21 protein-coding genes are annotated in these 19,940 nt (G+C 71.2%); 13 read left to right on the top strand and 8 right to left on the bottom strand.

Going from position 1 to position 19,940, the window contains the following annotated elements; all coding sequences use genetic code 11:
- Window positions 1–2: 2 nt before the first annotated feature.
- Complete coding sequence (locus ABGB11_RS36370; protein ID WP_347640036.1) at window positions 3–1,100, bottom strand: PLP-dependent cysteine synthase family protein; 1,098 nt, start codon at window positions 1,098–1,100, stop codon at window positions 3–5.
- Window positions 1,101–1,188: 88 nt separating this feature from the next.
- On the opposite strand from ABGB11_RS36370, the gene ABGB11_RS36365 reads away from it, so the two are divergent.
- Window positions 1,189–2,355: a hypothetical protein gene (locus ABGB11_RS36365; protein ID WP_347640035.1), complete on the top strand. Its 1,167-nt coding sequence runs from the start codon at window positions 1,189–1,191 to the stop codon at window positions 2,353–2,355.
- On the opposite strand, the gene ABGB11_RS36360 is transcribed toward ABGB11_RS36365, so the two are convergent.
- Window positions 2,345–3,871 carry an ATP-dependent DNA ligase gene (locus ABGB11_RS36360; RefSeq protein ID WP_347640034.1) on the bottom strand — a complete coding sequence of 509 codons (1,527 nt, stop codon included), beginning with the start codon at window positions 3,869–3,871 and terminating at the stop codon, window positions 2,345–2,347. The two genes, ABGB11_RS36365 and ABGB11_RS36360, sit on opposite strands and share 11 nt — an antisense overlap.
- Before the next feature lie 123 nt (window positions 3,872–3,994).
- On the opposite strand from ABGB11_RS36360, the gene ABGB11_RS36355 reads away from it, so the two are divergent.
- The gene (locus tag ABGB11_RS36355; RefSeq protein ID WP_347640033.1) at window positions 3,995–4,726 is read left to right on the top strand and encodes a hypothetical protein; all 732 of its coding nucleotides are present in this window, start codon (window positions 3,995–3,997) and stop codon (window positions 4,724–4,726) included.
- Between the two features lie 335 nt (window positions 4,727–5,061).
- Here the strand turns inward: ABGB11_RS36355 and ABGB11_RS36350 are convergent, their stop codons facing one another.
- Complete coding sequence (locus ABGB11_RS36350) at window positions 5,062–5,289, bottom strand: diiron oxygenase (protein ID WP_347640032.1); 228 nt, start codon at window positions 5,287–5,289, stop codon at window positions 5,062–5,064.
- A gap of 82 nt (window positions 5,290–5,371) precedes the next feature.
- Here ABGB11_RS36350 and ABGB11_RS36345 point away from each other — a divergent pair, with 82 nt between their 5' ends.
- Together ABGB11_RS36345 and ABGB11_RS36340 are read left to right on the top strand one after the other, a co-directional pair.
- Window positions 5,372–5,725, top strand: a complete 354-nt coding sequence (locus ABGB11_RS36345) for a hypothetical protein (RefSeq protein ID WP_347640031.1) — start codon at window positions 5,372–5,374, stop codon at window positions 5,723–5,725.
- The gene (locus ABGB11_RS36340; protein WP_347640030.1) at window positions 5,718–5,969 is read left to right on the top strand and encodes a hypothetical protein; all 252 of its coding nucleotides are present in this window, start codon (window positions 5,718–5,720) and stop codon (window positions 5,967–5,969) included. The genes ABGB11_RS36345 and ABGB11_RS36340 overlap by 8 nt, the downstream gene beginning before the upstream one ends.
- Before the next feature lie 9 nt (window positions 5,970–5,978).
- On the opposite strand, the gene ABGB11_RS36335 is transcribed toward ABGB11_RS36340, so the two are convergent.
- Together ABGB11_RS36335 and ABGB11_RS36330 are read right to left on the bottom strand one after the other, a co-directional pair.
- Window positions 5,979–6,839, bottom strand: a complete 861-nt coding sequence (locus ABGB11_RS36335) for an SDR family NAD(P)-dependent oxidoreductase (protein WP_347640029.1) — start codon at window positions 6,837–6,839, stop codon at window positions 5,979–5,981.
- Window positions 6,840–6,880: 41 nt separating this feature from the next.
- Window positions 6,881–7,987 carry a ferritin-like domain-containing protein gene (locus tag ABGB11_RS36330; protein ID WP_347640028.1) on the bottom strand — a complete coding sequence of 369 codons (1,107 nt, stop codon included), beginning with the start codon at window positions 7,985–7,987 and terminating at the stop codon, window positions 6,881–6,883.
- 120 nt (window positions 7,988–8,107) lie between these two features.
- On the opposite strand from ABGB11_RS36330, the gene ABGB11_RS36325 reads away from it, so the two are divergent.
- On the top strand, window positions 8,108–8,767 hold the full coding sequence (locus ABGB11_RS36325; RefSeq protein ID WP_347640027.1) for a TetR/AcrR family transcriptional regulator: 660 nt from the start codon (window positions 8,108–8,110) through the stop codon (window positions 8,765–8,767).
- On the opposite strand, the gene ABGB11_RS36320 is transcribed toward ABGB11_RS36325, so the two are convergent.
- Window positions 8,721–9,365, bottom strand: coding sequence for a TetR/AcrR family transcriptional regulator (locus tag ABGB11_RS36320; RefSeq protein WP_347640026.1), 645 nt, complete (start codon window positions 9,363–9,365; stop codon window positions 8,721–8,723). The two genes, ABGB11_RS36325 and ABGB11_RS36320, sit on opposite strands and share 47 nt — an antisense overlap.
- 83 nt (window positions 9,366–9,448) lie before the next feature.
- Between ABGB11_RS36320 and ABGB11_RS36315 the strand changes: the two genes are divergently transcribed.
- Window positions 9,449–10,912 carry an NAD(P)/FAD-dependent oxidoreductase gene (locus ABGB11_RS36315; protein WP_347640025.1) on the top strand — a complete coding sequence of 488 codons (1,464 nt, stop codon included), beginning with the start codon at window positions 9,449–9,451 and terminating at the stop codon, window positions 10,910–10,912.
- Between the two features lie 15 nt (window positions 10,913–10,927).
- On the top strand, window positions 10,928–11,308 hold the full coding sequence (locus ABGB11_RS36310) for a nitroreductase family deazaflavin-dependent oxidoreductase (RefSeq protein ID WP_347640024.1): 381 nt from the start codon (window positions 10,928–10,930) through the stop codon (window positions 11,306–11,308).
- Window positions 11,309–11,317: 9 nt separating this feature from the next.
- Here ABGB11_RS36310 and ABGB11_RS36305 read toward each other — a convergent pair whose 3' ends face one another.
- Together ABGB11_RS36305 and ABGB11_RS36300 are read right to left on the bottom strand one after the other, a co-directional pair.
- Window positions 11,318–11,965: a TetR/AcrR family transcriptional regulator gene (locus tag ABGB11_RS36305; RefSeq protein ID WP_347640023.1), complete on the bottom strand. Its 648-nt coding sequence runs from the start codon at window positions 11,963–11,965 to the stop codon at window positions 11,318–11,320.
- Window positions 11,966–12,074: 109 nt separating this feature from the next.
- A complete protein-coding gene (locus tag ABGB11_RS36300; protein ID WP_347640022.1) occupies window positions 12,075–13,307 on the bottom strand; it encodes a helix-turn-helix domain-containing protein in 1,233 nt (410 codons plus the stop codon).
- Window positions 13,308–13,782: 475 nt separating this feature from the next.
- On the opposite strand from ABGB11_RS36300, the gene ABGB11_RS36295 reads away from it, so the two are divergent.
- The 6 genes from ABGB11_RS36295 to ABGB11_RS36270 all read left to right on the top strand — a co-directional run bounded on the left by ABGB11_RS36295 (window position 13,783) and on the right by ABGB11_RS36270 (window position 19,922).
- Window positions 13,783–14,799, top strand: a complete 1,017-nt coding sequence (locus ABGB11_RS36295) for an ATP-binding cassette domain-containing protein (RefSeq protein WP_347640021.1) — start codon at window positions 13,783–13,785, stop codon at window positions 14,797–14,799.
- Window positions 14,800–14,939: 140 nt separating this feature from the next.
- Window positions 14,940–15,641, top strand: coding sequence for an ABC transporter permease (locus tag ABGB11_RS36290; RefSeq protein WP_152564000.1), 702 nt, complete (start codon window positions 14,940–14,942; stop codon window positions 15,639–15,641).
- 1 nt (window position 15,642) lies between these two features.
- A complete protein-coding gene (locus ABGB11_RS36285; RefSeq protein ID WP_021596426.1) occupies window positions 15,643–16,479 on the top strand; it encodes an ABC transporter permease in 837 nt (278 codons plus the stop codon).
- A 1-nt stretch (window position 16,480) separates the two neighbouring features.
- Entirely contained in the window at window positions 16,481–17,758 is a 1,278-nt protein-coding gene (locus ABGB11_RS36280; RefSeq protein ID WP_347640020.1) for an MCE family protein, read from the top strand.
- Window positions 17,755–18,813: an MCE family protein gene (locus ABGB11_RS36275; protein WP_347640019.1), complete on the top strand. Its 1,059-nt coding sequence runs from the start codon at window positions 17,755–17,757 to the stop codon at window positions 18,811–18,813. The genes ABGB11_RS36280 and ABGB11_RS36275 overlap by 4 nt, the downstream gene beginning before the upstream one ends.
- A complete protein-coding gene (locus tag ABGB11_RS36270; protein ID WP_347640018.1) occupies window positions 18,810–19,922 on the top strand; it encodes an MCE family protein in 1,113 nt (370 codons plus the stop codon). The genes ABGB11_RS36275 and ABGB11_RS36270 overlap by 4 nt, the downstream gene beginning before the upstream one ends.
- Window positions 19,923–19,940 lie beyond the last annotated feature (18 nt).

Genomic DNA, 19,940 nt, shown 5'->3' with positions numbered 1-19,940 from the left:
CGTCACGGGATCTCCGGCATCTCCCCGGTCTTGAGGAAGGCGTTCAGCGCGGCCAGGTACGGGGCGATGTCGAGGCCCTGCGCCGCGAGCCACGCGTCCGAACGGTACGTGTGCGCGTAGCGCTCGCCGCCGTCGCAGATCAGCGTGACGACGCTCCCGCGCTCGCCGTGCGCCCGCATCTCCGCGATGAGCTCCGCCGCGCCCCACATGTTGGTGCCGGTGGAGCCGCCCACGTCCCGGCCGCTGACCTCGCTCGTCCAGCGCATCGCCGCGACGGACGCCGCGTCCGGCACCCGGATCATCCGGTCGATCACCGTCGGCAGGAAGGACGGCTCGACGCGCGGGCGGCCGATGCCCTCGATCCGCGAGCCCGCCGCGGTCCGCTCCGGGTCTCCGTCGGCGAACGAGCCGTGGAACGCCGAGCCCTCCGGGTCGACGACGGCGAGCCGCGTCTGGAACATCCGGTACCGCGCGTACCGGCCGATCGTCGCGGACGTCCCGCCGGTGCCTGCGCCGACGACGATCCAGGACGGCTCCGGGAACCGCTCCAGCCGCATCTGCTCGAAGATCGACTCGGCGATGTTGTTGTTGCCGCGCCAGTCCGTCGCCCGCTCGGCGTAGGTGAACTGGTCCATGAAGTGGCCGCCGCACTCGGCGGCGAGCCGCCGCGACTCGTCGTAGATCGCGGACGGGTCGTCCACCAGGTGGCAGCGGCCCCCGTGGAACTCGATGAGCTGGATCTTCTCCGGGCTGGTGGACGCGGGCATCACCGCGACGAACGGCAGGCCGAGCAGCCGCGCGAAGTACGCCTCCGACACCGCGGTCGACCCGCTGGAAGCCTCGATGATCGTCGTGTCCGCGTGGATCCAGCCGTTCGCGAGGGCGTAGAGGAACAACGACCGCGCGAGCCGGTGTTTCAATGAACCCGTCGGATGGACGGACTCGTCCTTCAGGTAGAGGTCGATGCCCCACTCCGGCGGCAGCGGGAACACGTGCAGGTGCGTGTCCGCGCTGCGGTTGGCGTCGGCGACGACGAGCCGGATCGCCTCGGCGGTCCACGCCCGGTACCCGGGGTCGCAGCGATCCACGGTACGGCTCACGGCGGTTTTCTCCTCGATCGTCGTCGATCGGCCGGGTCCCACGATATCCGTGCATGTCGCAGGGCATCATGGAGCCTGCGGGGGGCAGATGATCGAAATGTTCGACGAACGCATCGTGGCCACCGGACGGCTGCCGCTGTTCGGTTTCTTCGTCGCGTTCATCATCACGTTCGTGCTGACGCGGATCAACGTCCGGCTGATCCGGGCGAACGTGCGCTGGTGGTTCCGCAACATCACGGCCGGCGACCTGCACATCCACCACGTGGTGTTCGGCGTCGTGCTGATGCTGCTCGGCGGGGTGGCGAGCCTCGCCGTCCCGGACGCCTACGTCGGCCTCGACCTGGTGGCGGCCGCCGTGTTCGGCATGGGCTCCGCCCTCGTCCTGGACGAGTTCGCGCTGATCCTGCATCTCAGCGACGTGTACTGGACGGAGAAGGGCCGCGCGTCCGTCGACGCCGTGTTCGTCGCGATCGCGGTGACGGGGCTGCTGCTGCTCGGCATCCGCCCGCTCGGCTACGAGGGGATCGCGCCCGACCCGGGCACCGGCGTCCTCACCCGCGTCTACGTCGCCTCCCTGGCCGTCAACCTCGTGTTCGCCGTGGTGACGCTGCTGAAGGGCAAGATCTGGACGGGTCTCATCGGCCTGTTCGTGCCCGCGCTGCTGATCGTCGGGGCGATCCGGGTGGCGCGGCCCGGCTCGCCGTGGTCGCGCTGGCGCTACGACCCCGACTCGCGCAAGTACCAGCGGGCCGTCCGGCGGGAGAGGATGTTCCGGCGGCCGCTCATCCGCGCCAAGATCTGGGTGCAGGAGTTCATCGCGGGACGGCACGACCTCATCCCGCCGGAGCTGCTGCAGCGCCGCGCCGAGGCCGCCGAAGGGGCCCGCCGCCGCCGGCTCGCCCGCGCCGAACGCCGCGCCGCCGCCCGCGCCGGGCGCAGGGCCGCGGCCCGCGCCGAACGCCGGTCCGGACGCCGGTCGGGGCGGCGCGGCGCCCGCAGGACCGCGCCGGAGGGGGAGCGCGGCCCCCTCGCCCAGCGCACCGCCGGCATCTGGGCCGAACGGCGGTCCGGGGCCCGCGCCGGGAGCCGCACCTTCTCCCGCACCCGCCGCAAGGCCGCGTCCCGCACGCGGACCCGCGCCGTGCCCAGGCGCAGGCGCCCAGGCCCGGAGGAAGCACCACCGCCCGAGGAGCGCACGGGCTCCCCGGCGGGGACGTCCGGTGCCGTGGACGAGCCCGGCCGGGCTAGTCCATGACGGGGGCGACCGCGCGGACGGTGTCGATCGTGTCGGCCTCCGAGGCGGCCTTGTCGGGGCGGTAGCGCAGGACGCGCGCGAAGCGCAGCGCGATGCCGCCGGGATAGCGCGGGCTGTGCTGGACGCCGTCGAACGCGATCTCGACGACCAGCTCGGGCCGGACGTGGACCGTCCAGGAGTCCTCCCGGACGGCCAGCTCGCGGAGCTTCTCGGTCTGCCAGGCGAGCAGCTCGTCGGTGAGGCCCTTGAACGTCTTGCCGAGCATGACGAACCCGCCGGTCTCGGGGTCGCGGGCGCCGAGGTGCAGGTTGGACAGCAGGCCCCGGCGGCGCCCGTGCCCCCACTCGACGGCGAGGACGACGAGGTCGAGGGTGTGCCGCGGCTTCACCTTGATCCACCCGGCGCCGCGCCGTCCGGCCGTGTAGGGGGTGTCGAGGGACTTCGCCACGACGCCCTCGTGCCCGCGGGCGACCGCCTCGTCGAAGATTTCCTTGGCCCGGGCGGGGTCGCCGGTCACCACCCGCGGCATCCGCAGTTCCTCGGGCACCACCCGGGCAAGCGCCGCGTTCCGGTCGGCGCCGGGGGCGTCCAGCAGGTCGGTGCCGTCCAGGTGCAGGACGTCGAACAGGAACACGCTCAGCGGGACGGGCTCGGTGCTCTTCGCCGTTCGGGTCGCGGTGCGGGCCGCGGTCACCTGGAAGGGATGGGGACGGCCGTCCGGCCGCAGCGCGATCAGCTCGCCGTCGAAGACCGCGGTGCCGGCGGGCAGGCCCCGCACCGCCTCGACGACCTCGGGCAGCCGGGCGGTGATCTCGTCGAGCGTCCGGGTGAACACCCGCACCTCGCCGCCCGACACGTGCACCTGCGCGCGGATCCCGTCCAGCTTCCACTCGACGGCCGCCTCCGCCTTGAGCTTGCCGAACGCCTCGTCGAGGGACGGCGCCGCCGCCGCGAGCATCGGCTTGACCGGACGCCCGACCTCCAGCGTGAACTCGCGCAGCGCCTCGACCCCGCCCGCGAGGGCGGCGGTGGCGACCGGGCCGAGCGACCCGCGCAGCATGACCGCGCGCCGCACCTCGGCGGACGGCACCCCGGCCGCCGCCGCGATCGCCTCGGCCATCACCCCGTCCAGCGCGCCCTGCCGCAGCTCGCCCGCCAGCAGCCGGACGAGGAACCCCTGCTCGGCGCGGGTCGCGCGGCCGAACAGCGCCGCGACCAGCTCGCGCCGCCGGGCCACCGACCCGGTGCCGGAGACCGCGCCGATCTCGGTGAACGCCGCGTCGACCTCCGGGACGGTCAGCGACGGCCGCTCCGCCGGCGCGGGGACGTCCCGCAGCGCGGCGTACCCGACCCCGATCTGGCGTTGCGGCAGCTCACCCGACAGGTAGGCGACCACGGTCGCCGCCTCGCCGGGCTCGGCCGCGCGCAGGCACTCCGCGAGCGCGGTTACCTTGGCCTTGCGGCCAGAGGTGCCCGCGACCGCCTCCGACGTCCGCGCGATGTCCGCTATCAGCATCCCTTCATTGTGACCACGGGGTCTGACGGTCGGCACCCGGCGGGGGCCTGGTCAGGGGCGGCGGGGCTGGCTACGTTGGCGAGAGGCGGACCTGTGTCCAGACGGGGGAGTGAGGAGCGGGGCGTGGGCCTTCAGCGTCCGGTCGAGCCGTTCCACCGGCCGTACGCCGGGCCGGAACCGCCGGCCCCGGCCCGCCGGCCGAGGCGGCTGCTCGTGCTGCTGGTGGCGGCCGTCGCGTTCGCGGTGGCGGCGGTGGCGGTGTTCCTGATCGCGCCCGGCCGGGGTGACGGCGGCACCGACAGGGCGTCCGTCACGCCGCGGGGCAGCGCGCCGGCGGCCCCGATGCAGCGGGGACGGGTCGTGAAGGCGCTCCCGGCGCCCTGCGGGACGGTGTCCGCGGCCACCGTCGACAAGGCCGTCCCGAACGCCTCGAAGCGGCAGAACGCGAACTCGACGCTCACCACGTGCACGTACTCCTCGACCGGCTCGGCCTTCCGCTGGCTGCGGGTGGAGGCGCACCTGTACGCGCCGGGCGACACCGCGACGCCGGTCCAGGACGCCGAGGGCTTCTACGACGCGCAGTGGGCCCAGGCGCACGACGCCCCGCTCGTCCGCACCATCACGCTGGAGCGCGCCACCGGCATCGGGGACGAGGCGTACCGCTGGTTCAAGGCCGACGAGGGGCAGCCGACCGTGGTCGGGCAGGTCACGGCGCGGATCCGCAACTCCGTCTTCACGGTCAGCTACAGCGAGCGGGCGCCTTCGGCCGGGAAGCGGGACGCCCGGGAGCGGGCCTGCCTCGCCACGGCGACCGCCGCCGCCCGCGAGGTCCTGGCCGCGCTGAATCATTTCTGACCTGAATCGGCCGATCATGGCATATTCACTGTCAACAGCTTCTAAGGTGTTTCGTAAAGGGGAGGAATGCCGATCAAGCTCCCGGTCCAGGTCGGATGGTCGGCATATGAGAAAGCCTGGGAGGAGGAGGTCGACGACGTGACCGTCCAAGCGGTAGGGGTGTCCTGGGTGTAGGCGAGGACCAGGTCAGGCCATTGGATTCGACGATGGGCCGCGGAGTGGACCCCGCTCCGCGGCCCTTATCGCGTTCTCGGGGTGGACCATCGCTCACAATTATCGAAGCATTTTCTAAAACCGGTTCGACGTCAAGATAATTGGCCGCCGGGTAGAACCGGTTACCGTTCCAGGAGTCCGGCGCATCTCCACACGTCACGCGCCCGCTCGTCCAGGAAACCGACCTCGTCGAAGAACGAGGTGCACTTCCGGAACGCCCACGCCGGCGTCGCGCGCCGGTGCGGGCTGCGCGCCGCCACCCGCCGCGCGAGCCGCGGGTCCAGCCCCACCGCCGTGTAGCAGGAGGGGTGGATCATCTGGCCGGCCATCAGCCGCGTCGCCTGCGCCATCCCGGGCAGCGGCCCGATGCCCCTTGCGAGCGGGAGGGGACGACTATCCTGGCCACAGGCCGGGAGAGGGAGGGCGCGAAAGATGGTCGCACAGCGTGACGGGCGCGAGGAAGCGTTGATCCCCATGCCGGAGCTGACGCTGCCCGCGCTCCGCAAGGCGGTCGCGACCGTGGTCCCATCGCGCCTGCCCGAGCTGTTCGCGGACATGGAGAAGGCGTTCACGCAGGCTGGGGAAGACGACAGCATCGTCCCCATCCGGATGTTCTACCGGCAGTGGGGCGAGATCGTCGAGATCGAGCGCCACCCCGAGACCGCGCGCCGCCTGCATGCGGCCGAACGTGCGATGGCCGACGAGGATCCCGAGGTCAGGGCACGCGCGATTCGCGAGATCGGTGACATCGTCCGTGCGGCAGGTCGAGCGGTCGCCGGTGAGTGACTGGACCTGGGAGCACGACCCGGACGACCTGCTCGCCGGATTGCCGCCGGAGGCGATCGCCGAACTCGATCGCCTTGCCCGCGAGATCGCGACCCGAGACTCGATGATCTTCCTTGAGGGGGCGGCGCACAGCGGTGATGTTCCCGGTCTCCGAAGGGAGAGCCGGGGACGGCTCATGGTGAGTTACCTGACCGATGTTCGCGCGGAGAGGATCGTCATCGTCCAGGTCACCTGGTTCGGCTGAGGGCGGGTGCTAGGCCTTGGTGGGGATTCTGGCCAGGAGGCGCAGGGAACCCGGGGACACCCTGGAGAGGGTGTGCAGGAGGTGGCCCTCGAAGTTCACGGGGACCACCGGCTTGTTCTTGACGATGGCGTGGACGACCCGCTCGGCGACCTTCTCCGGCGGGTAGTTGCGCAGCCGGACGGCCTTGTGGCCGCGGTCGCGCAGGCGGTTCAGGGCGGAGGCGTCGTCCCCCACGTAGCGCCCGTTCTTGACGATGTCGGTGCTGACGAAGCCGGGGCAGACCGCGGTGACGCCGATCCGGGACCCGGCCAGTTCGGCGCGCAGGCACTCGCTGAGCATCAGGACGCCGGCCTTCGTCGTGCAGTAGGCGGGCATCGCCCGCCAGGGCGCGAACGCTGCGGCGGACGCGATGTTGACGATGTGGCCGCCGAAGTTCGGCTTGTCGGGCTTGTTCGGCAGGGCGTGGACGCGGTCGCGCATCTGCCGGCCGAACAGCCGGCAGCCGTGCACGACCCCCCACAGGTTCACCCCGAGGATGTGCTCCCAGTCCTCCACGCCGGTGTCGAGGAAGGAGCCGGCGACCGCGATGCCCGCGTTGTTGACGACGATGTCGGGGACCCGGTGGGTCTCCTTCACCTCGGCGGCGAACGCCTCCATCGCGGCGGCGTCCGCCACGTCCACCTCGTAGGCGGTGCCGCCCGCGCCGAGGGTCTTGGCGAGGACGGCGGTCCGCTCGGCGGCGGACCGGTCGATGTCCGCGGCGATGACGCTCGCGCCCCCCTCGGCCAGTGCGAGGGCGACGGCCCGCCCGATACCGCTGCCGGCTCCGGTGACGACGGCGAGGGCGCCGTCGAAGTGCGCGAGTGGCATCGCAACCTCCGAGGTGTCAGGGTCGAGTGATCCAACCGTACTCAGCCCGCCGCGGCATCGGCGATCACTGCGTCGACCTCGGCCCTGCGGTCGGCCTCCTCGGCGGCGAACCGCTCGGTGTCCAGTTTCTCGGCGATCTCCTCGTCCTGGTTCATGAGGGCGTCCAGATCGGCCTTGGACATGTCCAAGACGCCCATGTCGTCGTAGGTCCGCTGGATGCGCTCGCTCCACAGCCCGATGTCCTTCACGCACGGGACGATCCGGCTGAACAGCAGGCTCTGGAACATCTTCATGTAGGGGGAGTTCTCCACCATCTCGTCGACCTCCTTCGGGTCGATGCCGAAGTTGGTCCAGATCTCCCTGCCGCGGATGCGGTCGCGCATCAGGTAGCAGCCCTCGATGACGAAGTCCTCACGCTCGCGGAGCTCGGCGGGGGAGAGCTGCCTGTAGTAGTCGCGGAGCGCCAGGCGTCCGAACGCGACGTGGCGCGCCTCGTCCTGCATGACGTAGGCGAGGATCTGCTTGGGCAGCGGCTTGGTGGTGATGTCGCGGATGACGCCGAACGCGGCGAGCGCGAGGCCCTCGATGAGCACCTGCATCCCGAGGTAGGGCATGTCCCAGCGTGAGTCGGTGAGGGTCTCGTTCAGCAGGTCCTGCAGCTTGGTGTTGACCGGGTAGACCATCCCGACCTTCTCGTGCAGGAATCGCGTGAACAGCTCGACGTGGCGCGCCTCGTCCATCGCCTGGGTGGCGGAGTAGAACTTGGAGTCGAGGTCGGGCACCGACTCCACGATCCGGGCGGCGGTGACCATCGCGCCCTGCTCGCCGTGCACGAACTGGGAGAACTGCCACGACGTGGAGTGCCGCCGCAGTTCGCCGCGCTCCTGCTCCGACAGCATGTCCCAGTACTTCGTCCCGTAGATGGCGAGGGACTGGTCGGGGACGCCGAGGATGTCGTGCGGATCGACCTCAAGCTCCCAGTCGATGCGCTTCGTGGAGTCCCACTGCTTGTCCTTGCCCTTCTGGTAGAGGGCGAGGAGACGGTCGCGCCCGTCGTCGTACTCCCAGGTGAACCTGGTGTCGCCGGCCATCGGGACGTTCCAGGTCTCGGTCTGGACGGGGTCGGTGTAGAGATCGTGTGTCGACAAGGGAGCTCCTCCCCGAGCCGCAGACGTACAATGTACGTCTTACGTACAATGTACGTACGGTGGCATGGGACACTGAGCGGTGTCAACGGCGGGAGGCGAGCGGAAGCGATGGTGAGGCGCGTGACCTCCGACACCCCGCGCCCGGGCCTGACCCGTGCGCGCATCGTGCAGGCGGCCGTCGCGCTGATCGAGCGGGAGGGCGCGGACGCGCTTTCGATGCGCCGCGTCGCGGCCGAGCTGGACGTCGCCGTCATGTCCCTCTACAACCACGTCCCGAACAAGAGCGCGCTGCTGGAGGGCGTCGCCGAGCACGTCGTGGCGGGCCTGGCGCTGCACGACGACCCGTCCGAGCCGTGGCAGGAACGCGCCCGCGCCCTCGTCCGGGCGTTCCGCAAGGTCGCCCACGACAACCCGCGGTGCATGTCGATCGTCCTCACCCACAAGGTCGACACCCCGGTCGGGCTGCGCCCGGCCGAGCGCGCCCTGGCCCTCGCCGCCGCTGCCGGGTTCGACGGGGAGACGTCCGTGCGCATCATGCGCGCCCTCCTGGCCTACGCGCTCGGCGCCCAGATGCGCGAGATCGGCATGGTGAAGATGCTCGGGCACCTGGCCGAGAACGGGGCCGAGTCGTGGAACCGGCTCGACCCGGGCGAGTTCCCGCACGTCATCGCCTACGGCCCCGCACTGGCCGACGTCGATCCCGAGACCGACTTCGAGTTCGGCCTCGACCTGCTCATCGGGGCTCTGGAGGCGCTTCCCCGGCGGACAGGTACGGGCTGAGGCCCTTCCAGCAGAACTCGGTCATGTAGCGGGCCGCGTCCCGCGCCGACACGTCGGGCCGGCTCGTCTGCCACTGCGCGAGCCGCTCGCTGGCGCCGATGATGATCTCGGTGTAGGCGGCCACGGCGCCGGGCGGTGCGGACGGCGCGAACGTCGCGAGCACCCCGGCGATCAGCGTGCTCTGCTGCCGCCGCGTCGCCTCGACGGCCTCGATGGTCTCCGGCGAGGCGGCCGTCGGCTCGCGCAGCAGCATCGCGAACGACCTGCTGTGCTCGTCGATGAACTCGAAGTAGGCGACCATGCCGCGCCAGAGGATGTCCTCGGGAGTGGACGCGCCCGCCATGGCCTTCTGCGTGACGTCGAACAGCTCGGCCTTGGACCGGCCGACGCAGGCGACGAGCAGCCCGTCCTTGGAGCCGAAGTACTCGTAGAGCATCGGCTTGGAGACCCCGCACCGCTCGGCGATCTCGTCCATGGAGGTGGCCTGGTAGCCGCGCTCGCCGAACACCTGCTCGGCCACGTCCAGCATCTGCCGCTCGCGCTCGGCCCGGGACATCCGGCGCCGGTGCGACGGGGGCCGCGATGTGGCGCCACTCACAGAAGAATCCCCTCTGTTGGACCTACCGTCAGTAACCTACTCCGGGTAACTTACCGAAAGTAGGTTATCCGAGAGGAGGGGTCATGAGCGAGCGCGCCCCGGCGATCGTCATCATCGGCTCGGGATTCGCCGGCCTCGGCATGGCGATCCGGCTGAAGCAGTCCGGCTTCCACGACTTCGCCGTCCTGGAGAAGAGCGACGCGCTGGGCGGGACGTGGCACGACAACACCTACCCGGGCTGCGCCTGCGACGTCCCCTCCCACATGTACTCCTTCTCCTTTGAGCTGAACCCGCGCTGGACGCGCATGTTCGCGCCGCAGCCGGAGATCCGCGCCTACATGGAGCGCACCGCCGACAAGTACGGGGTGCGCCGGCACATCCGCTTCGGCGCGGCCGTCGAGTCCATGGAGTACGACGACGACGCCCGCCGCTGGAACGTCACCCTCGCCGACGGGTCCGTCCTCACCCCGAAGGCCGTCGTGTCCGGCATCGGCGCCCTGCACGTCCCGTCCTGTCCGGACCTGCCGGGCATCGAGCGGTTCCAGGGGACGGCCTTCCACTCCGCCGAGTGGGACCACTCCTACGACCTCGCGGGCAAGCGGGTCGCCGTCATCGGGACGGGCGCGTCCGTTATCCAGTTCGTCCCGAAGGTCGCCGACCAGGCGTCCCGCCTCGTGGTGTTCCAGCGGACGCCGCCGTGGATCCAGCCCAAGCCGGACGTCGCCATCCCCGCGCCCGTCCGCACCCTCTTCGCGCGGGTCCCGGGCGCCGCCCGAGCCTTCCGCGGCGGCATCTACTGGGCGCTGGAGGCCCGCGCCGTCGGCTTCACCATCGACCCGCGCCTGTCCGGGCCGCAGGAGCGCCTCGCCCGCCGGCACATGGAGAAGCAGATCCCCGACCCGGAGCTGCGCGCCAGGGTGACGCCGGACTACCGGATCGGCTGCAAGCGGATCCTGCTGTCCAACGACTACTATCCGACGCTCGCCCGTCCCCACGTGGAGGTCGAGACGTCCGGCGTCGCCGAGGTCCGCCAGAACTCCATCGTCACCGAGGACGGACGCGAGTACGAGGTCGACTGCATCATCTACGGCACCGGCTTCAAGGTGACCGACGCCCTCACCGACCTGCGCGTCACCGGCCGGAACGGCACCAAGCTCCAGGAAATCTGGGCGGACGGCATCGAGGCGCACCGCGGCACCACGATCCCCGGCATGCCGAACTTCTTCATGCTGCTCGGCCCGAACACCGGCCTCGGCCACAACTCCGTCGTCTTCATGATCGAGGTTCAGATCCAGCACGTGCTGAGCTGCCTGCGCCTGCTCCAGGAGACCGGCAGCGACACGATCGAGCCGAAGCCCGAGGCCGCCCGCCGCTTCAACGACCGCATGCAGAGGCGGCTGCGCCGCGCCGTCTGGAACGAGGGCGGCTGCAACAGCTGGTACCTGGACGAGAACGGCGTCAACCGCACCCTCTGGCCGGGCCACACGTTCGAGTTCTGGGCGAGCACCCGCACGGCGAAGCCGGAGGAGTTCGTCCTCACCCGCTGAGATAAGCATGGGGTCATGATGAAACCGCTGATGCCGCGATCGGTCGCCCGCTTCAACAAGGTCGTCACGAACCGGGTGCAGGGCGTCTACGCGCCCTACCTGCCGCCCTTCGCGATGATCGTGCACCGCGGGCGCCGCTCCGGCCGCGAGTACCGGACGCCGGTCACCGCGTTCCGCAGCGGCGGCCGCCTCATCGTCGGCCTTCCGTACGGCCGGGACGCCGACTGGGTCCGCAACCTGCTCGCCGAGGGGCGCGGCGGCGTGGAGCGCCTCGGCCACGTCCGCCGGATCGGCAACCCGCGGGTGCTGACCGCCGCCGACGCGGCCGAACTGCCTCCCCCGGCCCGCTTCGCCACCCGCCACATGGACATCCTCGTCGCCGACATCGAGGACTAACGGCGCGGGTTACTTGGCGGCGGCGAAGATGGGGCGGAAGCCCGCGATGAGCTGGCGGATCACCGGGCGCTGCTCGGCGGGGGTGCGGCCGCGCAGGTCGTGGATGGGGTCGAGGCCGTCGTAGTACGGGGCGAGCGCGAGGAACGGCAGGATGGTCATCAGCCAGGTGGCGAGGACGTCGAGGTCGGCGTCCTCGCGGATGTCGCCCTGCTCCCGCCACAGCTGCAGCGTCGGGTGGATGACCATCAGGTAGTGCTGGTTCGCGGTGTCGCGGACGACGGAGCGGACGCTGTTGTCGAGCTCGAAGTTCGTCGCCGCGGTGACGCCGCGCTCCAGCGGGTGGTCGGCCATGTACTCGGTCCAGTCGCACAGGACGTCGAACAGCCACTCGTCGAAGCTCTGGTCGAAGTCGATGCGCTCGATGCGGCGCTCCATCTCCTCGCGGATGCGCCGGGACGTCTCGTCGCAGACGAACGCGAAGAACTCCAGCTTGTCGCTGAAGTACTGGAAGAGCGAGCCCTTGGCGATGCCGGCCTCGCGGGCGATGGTGTTGAGGCTGCCGGTCGAGTACCCGTGCTCCCCGAACTCGCGCATCGCCACTTCGAGCACGCGCTCGCGCTTGGCGACGTTCAGGCGGAACCAGGTCGACGTCGGCATGGACCCCTTCGACTTCCCGTCATGAGCCGGTAACCAGAAGGTCAGGATAACGGTCCGTGGCGTCCCGTGTGACCCGAAGCGTCACCGGCGCCCCATGTCGGGCCTCCGGTCACCGGCCGCCGGGGACGCTCCGGCGCCCTGGCCTCCGGCGCCGGTACAGGCTCGCGGCGCGGAGAGTGGCGTCGAGGGAGAAGCGGGCGTCGGCGTCCTCGAGGCTGTCGCCGAGGTAGTTCTCCAGCTGGCGGAGCCGGTACCGGACGGTCTGCGGGTGGATCTTGAGCCGCTCGCCGATGTCGACGGCGGTGGCCCGGGTGGTGACCGACTCGGCGAGCGTCTCGACGAGGCGCTTGCGCTGCCCGTCGGACACGTCCCGCAGCGGTTCCAGGTGCCGGCGGGTGAGCTCCTCGATCAGCGGCGGGTCGGACAGCAGCCACATGGTCATCAGGTGGTTCTGGCACGGGATGAGGGAGGCGTCCGGGATGACGCCCTCCTCGGCGAGGGCGAGGACGCGGCGGGCCCAGCGCAGCGAGTGGGTAGCGCGTTCCAGCGGCAGGGTGAGGCCGAGGACGCAGCTCGCGTCGGCCAGGGCGGCGTGCAGCATGGCCCGGCGTTCCGCGGTGAGCGGTCCGGGGACGAGCAGGCACGGTTCGGCCGAGTCGAAGTCGATGAGGACGTCGGCGTCGAGCGCGGAGCGGGTGCAGGGCGCCTCGGGGTGGATGGCGACGAGGGTGGCCTCCGCGGGGAGCGGCCACCAGCCGGTGGACCTGGCGAGGTCCTCGATGGCCTCGGGGACGACGGCGGGACGCTGCAGGATGAGGTGCAGCAGCCGGCGCCGCTCCTCGCGGCGGCGCACGTCCGCGTGGCAGGTGGCCTGCTGGTGGCCGAGGCGGGCCTGCGCGACGGCGTCGTCCAGGTAGACGAGCATGGCGTCGACGGTGGTCGCCACGACCGAGGTGGGGACCTGCTCGCGTTCGGCGACGATGACCGTGCGGCGCCAGGCGACGTGGAAGGCGATCCGGGTCGCGGCCTGGAGGTGGTCGAGGGTGCGCCCCTCGACGGCCTCGAAGTGCCCGAAGGCGCGGCAGGTCTCGTCGCGCTGGGCGGTGCCGGCGGCGGGGTCGGCGTCCATGTCGACGAAGGAGGCCAGCAGCAGGTCGATGCCGTGCCGGAGGATCTGGTCGTAGGCGGAGCGCTCCGGCCGGTCGTACTCCGGGATCGCCCGCTTGATCTCGGTGACGATCTCCTGCGCGACATCGGCCAGCTCCGCCCGCAGCAGGCCCAGGAAATCGGCGGAGGTGATCTGACTCCGTTCGTGTTCGGACAATTCCAATGCCTGCGACATGGGAAAGAGAAACCTCCGCATCGGGACCGGCCGGGCGTCCGGCGCCGCGCCTTCCGTCCCGGCCGGACGGCGGTGCCGGGTGGCGTGTGCCGAACGGAAGGGCGACACCTGGGGCGAGATCGGAAACACCGCGAACATAAAGTCGCCCGTCGCCGGTGGCAAGGGTCTGCGGCGTGATCGGGTCCGGTTCGGTGCGGTTTTGCGCGCGAAGTGACAAGAACGGCGTTCGGTTGCTGGTCCGGTGACAACCAGGGGCCGGCAGCTCCGTGCGGCAGGGACCTTCGCGCCATCATGTTACCGGGCGGTAGTCACCGGGCGGTGAATCCGGACCGGGTGGAGACTAAGCCGGTGACAAAAAACGGCAGCCATTTATCGAATTGCGTCCGGAACTCTGTGCGGCCCTATTGAATGCGAGAGCTACTCGGTCGTAACGTTCCGCCGGACGGAGCAGCCTTATAGCGAGTGGCGGTGTTCGTTGGGAATTGAAGTCGTCGTCGAGGGCCTGACCAAAGCCTTCGGCACGCAGACGATCTGGCGCGGCGTCACCCTGACGTTGCCCGCCGGTGAGGTCAGCGTGCTGCTCGGGCCCTCGGGCACGGGCAAGACGGTCTTCCTCAAGTCGCTGGTCGGGCTGCTCAAGCCCGAGGAGGGCCGGGTGCTGATCGACGGCGTCGACATGGTCAACGACCCCGACCGCACGGTCTTCGAGGCCCGCAAGCGGTTCGGCCTGATGTTCCAGGACGGCGCCCTGTTCGGCTCCATGCCCCTCTACGACAACATCGCGTTCCCGCTCCGCGAGCACACCCGCAAGAAGGAGTCCGAGATCCGGCGGATCGTGATGGAGCGCATGGAGATGGTCGGCCTCGGCGGCGAGGAGCGCAAGCTGCCCGGCCAGATCTCCGGCGGCATGCGCAAGCGCGCCGGCCTCGCCCGCGCCCTCGTCCTCGACCCGGAGATCATCCTGTGCGACGAGCCCGACTCCGGCCTGGACCCCGTCCGCACCGCGCACATCTCCCAGCTGCTGATCGACGTCAACGCGCGGATCGACGCGACGATGCTGATCGTCACGCACAACATCGACATCGCGGCGACCGTCCCGGACAACATCGGGATGCTGTACCGCCGCGACCTCATCGCGTTCGGTCCCCGCGAGGCGCTGCTCACCAGCGACGAGCCGGCCGTCACGCAGTTCCTGCACGGCGACACCCGCGGGCCGATCGGGATGTCGGAGGAGAAGGACGCCGCGCTGCTCGCCGCCGAGGCCGCCGCGGCGGCCGAGGCCGGCGGGTCCGCCGGCCCGGCGCGCGGCCGCCGCACCATCGAGATCCCGCCGCAGCTGCGGCCCACCGCCGGGATGCCTCCGCGGCAGGCCGAGCTCCGGCACGCGCAGCGCGTCGACGCGCTGCTGCCGCGGCTCTCCCGCCGGGCGCAGGAGGCGATCTGGGCCAACCGCAGGCACATGGCGGAAGGCGGCGGCAATGGCGCGGCCTGACGAGCCGACCGCACCGCGCGGCGACACGCGCGGGCCCGAGGAAGGAGACGCGCGTGGCGGCACCTGACACCGCCGTCCCCGGCGCCGGCGCGCTGCGCCAGGTCGGGCGGCTGTTCGCGCTCGCCGGGACGGTGCTGGCGATGACGTTCCGCCGGCCGTTCCAGCTCCGCGAGCTGATCCAGCAGTTCTGGTTCATCGCGTCGGTGGCGATCCTGCCGACGGCGCTCGTGTCCATCCCGTTCGGCGCGGTCATCTCGCTCCAGGTCGGGTCGCTGGCCAAGCAGCTCGGCGCGCAGTCGCTCACCGGCGGCGCCAGCGTCCTCGCGGTGGTGCAGCAGGCGAGCCCGCTGATCGTGGCGCTGCTGATCTCCGGCGCGGCCGGGTCGGCGATCTGCGCCGACCTCGGCTCCCGGACGATCCGCGAGGAGATGGACGCGATGGAGGTCATGGGCGTCTCGCCCATCCAGCGCCTCGTCGTCCCGCGCGTGCTGGCCTGCATGGCCGTCGCGGTGCTGCTGAACGGCCTGGTCTCCGTCGTCGGCGTCGCCGGGGGCTACTTCTTCAACGTGATGATGCAGGACGGGACGCCGGGCGCCTACCTCGCCTCGTTCTCCGCCCTCGCGCAGCTGCCCGACCTGTACGTCAGCGAGCTGAAGGCGCTGCTGTTCGGGTTCATCGCCGGGGTGGTGGCCGCCTACCGCGGGCTGAACCCGAGCCCGGGCCCGAAGGGCGTCGGCGACGCGGTCAACCAGTCGGTCGTCATCACGTTCCTCCTGCTCTTCTTCGTCAACCTGGTGCTGACGGCGATCTACCTCCAGGTCGTCCCCCCGAAGGGGGCGTGACGTGGCGATCCCCGGTGCGCGCCGGTTCCGGCCGGTCAAGCTCGTCTCCTGGCTGGACGACCCCGGCGACCAGCTCGGCTTCTACGTGCGGGCGCTGCTGTGGACGCCGCGCGCCCTGCGCCGCTACCTGCGCGAGTCGCTGCGGCTGCTCGGCGAGGTCGCCTTCGGCAGCGGCGCGCTCGCGGTCATCGGCGGCACCGTCGGCGTGATGATCGGCATGACGGTGTTCACCGGCGTGGTCGTCGGCCTGCAGGGCTACGCCGCGCTCGACCAGATCGGGTCCGCCGCGTTCACCGGCTTCGTGTCGGCCTACTTCAACACCCGGGAGATCGCGCCGCTGGTGTCCGGCCTGGCGCTGTCGGCGACGGTCGGCGCGGGCTTCACCGCCCAGCTCGGCGCGATGCGGATCAACGAGGAGATCGACGCCCTGGAGGGCATGGGCATCCAGTCGGTGCCCTACCTGGTGACCACCCGCATCATCGCGGGCAGCGTGGCGATCGTCCCGCTGTACGGGATCGGGCTGCTCAGCTCCTACGTCGCGTCCAGACAGGTGACGCTCTGGTTCAACGGGCAGTCGGCAGGCACCTACGACCACTACTTCAACATCTTCCTCGCGCCCGAGGACGTGGTGCTGTCGTTCGTCAAGGTGCTCATCTTCAGCGTCATGGTCGTGCTGGCGCACTGCTACTACGGCTACCGCGCGGTCGGCGGCCCCGCGGGCGTGGGCGTGGCCGTCGGCCGCGCGGTCCGCACCGCGATCGTGCTGATCAGCGTGACGGACTTCTTCATCAGCCTCGCCATCTGGGGCGCGACGACGACGGTGAAGGTGACGGGCTGACATGGCTAGACGTACCACCCGGCACGTCGTCGGGCAGCGCCTCACCGGCGTGGCGTTCCTGCTCGTCCCCGCGCTGCTGATCTGGCTGTCGATCGCGATCTACAACAAGCAGTTCACCGAGGTGACGACGGTGACGCTGCGCACCGGGACGGCCGGCCACGAGATGCACCCGCTCGCGGACGTGAAGGTCCGCGGCGTCGTCGTCGGCGAGGTCCGCTCCATCACCGCGGACGGGGCGGGCGCGAAGCTCGAACTGGCGCTGAAGCCGGAGATGACCGGGCGGGTCCCGTCGGACGTCCAGGCGCGGCTGCTGCCGACGACGGTGTTCGGCGCCCGTTTCGTGTCGCTCGTCCCGCCGGACGGGTCGACGGCCCCGCCGATCGCGGAGGGCGCCGTCATCTCCGAGGACCGCAGCAGGAACGCCGTGGAGCTGTCGGAGGTGCTCAACCACACGATGGACCTGCTCAACACCGTCCAGCCGGCCAAGCTGTCGGCGACGCTGAACGCCATGTCGCGGGCGCTGGAGGGGCGCGGCGACCAGATCGGCCGCAACTTCGAGCAGCTCGACGCGTTCCTGACCAGGCTCAACCCCGAGGTGCCGGCGCTCGCCCGCAACCTCGACGAGCTGGCGGAGTTCTCGCGGCACGCCTCCGACGCCGCCCCCGACCTGCTCCAGGCGCTCACCGACTTCACCGCCACCAGCCGGACGATCGTCGAGCAGCGCCTCGCGCTCGCGAGCCTGTACGACGCGGTCTCGGCATCGTCCGCCGACCTCGACGACTTCCTGCGCGCCAACTCCGGGAACATCATCGAGCTGGCGTCGGCGAGCCGCGGAAGCCTGGACCTGCTGCGCCGCTACGCCCCGGCCGCGCCCTGCACGTTCCGCACGTTCGCCGAGTTCGTCCCGAAGATGAACAAGGTCCTCGGCAAGGGCACCGACCGGCACGGCGTCCACGGCGTGGTCGTGTCCATCCCGCACAAGGGCCGCTACGTGCCGGGCAAGGACGCGCCCCGCTACGACGGCGGCGACGGGCCGCACTGCCCGAGCGTCCCGTACCTGGCGTCCGGGAACGGCGTGCGGGTGCTGCCCGCCGGCGGCGCCCCGGGCAGCGGCGGCGCGGCCGGCAGCGGCCTCGGGCCCGCGAACTCGGCGTCGGAGAACGACCTGGTCAACGAGCTCGCCGGGCCGTCGCTCGACGAGGTCCCCGAGGAGCTGCCGGACTGGTCCAGCGTTCTCGTCGGGCCGATCTACCGGGGCACGGAGGTGACGGTCAGGTGAGGCTCGCCGGACAGGGGATCAAGGGGCTGGGGTTCCCCCTCGTCAGCTCGCTGATCTTCATCGCGGTGACGGTGCTGGCGACGCTGCTGCTGGCGTCCAGCATCACCGGCGCCACCAGCGGCGACCGCGTCACCTACTACGCCAAGTTCACCGACGTCGCCGGCCTGCATCCCGGGCACGGCGTGCGGATCGCGGGCGTCGAGGTCGGCCAGGTCGAGGAGATCGAGGTCAGCGACCGGCGGCTCGCCCGGGTGAAGTTCTCCGTCGACCGGGCCCGGACGATCCCCGCCTCGGCGACCGCCGCGGTCAAGTACCTCAACCTGGTCGGCGGGCGGTACATCGCGCTCGGCCAGGGCACCGGCTCGCCCGGCCAGGTGTTGAAGCGCGGCGGGACGATCCCCGTCGAGCGCACCACCGGGACGCTCAACCTCACCCAGCTGTTCCAGGGGTTCCAGCCGCTGATGCAGGCGCTGTCGCCGGGGGACGCCAACCGGCTCTCAGAGTCGATCGTCAAGGTGCTCCAGGGGGAGAGCGGCACCGTCGAGAGCCTGCTGCGCACGGTCGGGCAGCTGACGAGCACGCTCGCCGCCAAGGACCGGGTCATCGGCCAGGTCATCACGAACCTCGACAGCATCGTCCAGACCATCAACGGGCGCGACCGGCAGCTCGTCGACCTGATCTCGACGCTGCGCCGGTTCACCTCCGGCCTGGCCGCCGACCGCCGGCCGATCGGCGAGGCGCTCGGGTCGATCGCCGACCTGACCAGCGCCACCGCCGGGCTTCTCCAGGTCGCGCGGGACCCGCTGAAGGACGACATCGTCCAGCTCGGCCGGCTCAGCGACAACCTGAACCGCGACGAGCCGCTGCTGGAGCGGTTCCTCCAGCGGACGCCCAAGAAGCTCGCGACGTTCGGCCGGCTGGGCTCCTACGGGTCGTGGATGAACTTCTACCAATGTGAGGTCCAGCTGATCGGCGTGACCTATGCCGGTTCCGACGTCACGGGCCAGCCGCCGCCGACCGGCATCCCGATCAAGGACGCGAGGTGCCGCGGATGACGCCCCCGAACCCCCCGGGCGGTCCGGCGGCACCGCCGCCGCGCCCCGTGCCCCGTGCCCTGCCGCGCATGAAGAAGGGCCGGCCGCGGTTGAAGCCGCTGCGCGAACGCAACCCGATCGGGGTCGCGGCCGTCGGCGTCGCCCTGCTGCTGGTGCTCGGGATGCTCGCCTTCCGCGCCGACGACCTGCCCGTCATCGGCGGCGGGACGACCTACAGCGCGTACTTCTCCGAGGCCGCGGGGTTGAAGGACGGCCAGGAGGTCCGCGTCGCCGGCGTGAAGGTCGGCAAGGTCACCGGCGTCGAGCTCGACGGGAACAAGGTCAAGGTGACGTTCCGGGTCAAGGACACCTGGGTCGGGAACGCCACCCGCGCCATGATCATGATCAAGACCCTGCTGGGCTCGAAGTACCTCCAGCTCGACCCCCTCGGCTACCGCAGGCAGGACCCGCGCGAGACCATCCCGCTCGACCGGACCGTCGCCCCCTACGACGTCACGACCGCGTTCGAGGACCTCGGCCGGACGTTCGACCGGCTCGACACGGCCAAGCTCGCGGCGAGCCTGGAGACGATCTCCACGACGTTCGAGGACACCCCGCCGAGCGTCCGCGTCGCGCTGGACGGCCTGTCGTCGCTGTCGACCACCATCGCGTCGCGGGACGCCGAGCTGGCCCGCCTCCTCGCCGGGACGAAGCAGCTGTCCGGCACGATCTCCGCGCAGAACGCCCAGTTCCAGACCCTCTTCAAGGACGGCAACCTGCTGCTCGGCGAGCTGCGCCGGCGGCGCGACGCGATCCACGCGCTGCTCGTCGGCACGAACCGCCTCGCGCGGGAGCTGGTCGGCCTCGTCGAGGACAACCGCCGCACGCTGGGCCCGACGCTCACCTCCCTGGACCGGGTCACGACCGTCCTCGAACGCAACCAGAAGAACCTGGACCGGGCGCTGGAGACCGCCGCCCCCTACATGCGCGTCGTCGCCAACTCGACCGGCAACGGCCGCTGGGTGGACGGCTACCTGTGCGGCACCGTTCCGAAGGAGTACCTGGAGAACGGCGCGTGGAAACCGCCCGTCACGGGCTGCAAGCCGCCGCGTCTGACGGGGGGTCGGTGAGATGGCGTCCTCCACGAC

It is taken from the genome of Actinomadura sp. B10D3 (assembly GCF_039871695.1).
GTDB classification, from domain to species: domain Bacteria; phylum Actinomycetota; class Actinomycetes; order Streptosporangiales; family Streptosporangiaceae; genus Spirillospora; species Spirillospora madurae.
Note: the sequence above shows the minus strand (reverse complement) of the source record. Positions and strands in the feature narration are given on the sequence as shown.

What these genes read in the sequence shown, in the direction of transcription:
- ABGB11_RS36345 (WP_347640031.1), top strand. Translation starts at nt 5,372, where the DNA reads ATGGTCGCACAGCGTGACGGGCGCGAGGAAGCGTTGATCCCCATGCCG.
- ABGB11_RS36290 (WP_152564000.1), top strand. Translation starts at nt 14,940, where the DNA reads ATGACGTTCCGCCGGCCGTTCCAGCTCCGCGAGCTGATCCAGCAGTTC.
- ABGB11_RS36270 (WP_347640018.1), top strand. Translation starts at nt 18,810, where the DNA reads ATGACGCCCCCGAACCCCCCGGGCGGTCCGGCGGCACCGCCGCCGCGC.
- ABGB11_RS36360 (WP_347640034.1), bottom strand. Translation starts at nt 3,871, where the DNA reads ATGCTGATAGCGGACATCGCGCGGACGTCGGAGGCGGTCGCGGGCACC.
- ABGB11_RS36310 (WP_347640024.1), top strand. Translation starts at nt 10,928, where the DNA reads ATGATGAAACCGCTGATGCCGCGATCGGTCGCCCGCTTCAACAAGGTC.
- ABGB11_RS36300 (WP_347640022.1), bottom strand. Translation starts at nt 13,307, where the DNA reads ATGTCGCAGGCATTGGAATTGTCCGAACACGAACGGAGTCAGATCACC.
- ABGB11_RS36365 (WP_347640035.1), top strand. Translation starts at nt 1,189, where the DNA reads ATGATCGAAATGTTCGACGAACGCATCGTGGCCACCGGACGGCTGCCG.
- ABGB11_RS36305 (WP_347640023.1), bottom strand. Translation starts at nt 11,965, where the DNA reads ATGCCGACGTCGACCTGGTTCCGCCTGAACGTCGCCAAGCGCGAGCGC.
- ABGB11_RS36335 (WP_347640029.1), bottom strand. Translation starts at nt 6,839, where the DNA reads ATGCCACTCGCGCACTTCGACGGCGCCCTCGCCGTCGTCACCGGAGCC.
- ABGB11_RS36280 (WP_347640020.1), top strand. Translation starts at nt 16,481, where the DNA reads ATGGCTAGACGTACCACCCGGCACGTCGTCGGGCAGCGCCTCACCGGC.
- ABGB11_RS36315 (WP_347640025.1), top strand. Translation starts at nt 9,449, where the DNA reads ATGAGCGAGCGCGCCCCGGCGATCGTCATCATCGGCTCGGGATTCGCC.
- ABGB11_RS36350 (WP_347640032.1), bottom strand. Translation starts at nt 5,289, where the DNA reads ATGGCGCAGGCGACGCGGCTGATGGCCGGCCAGATGATCCACCCCTCC.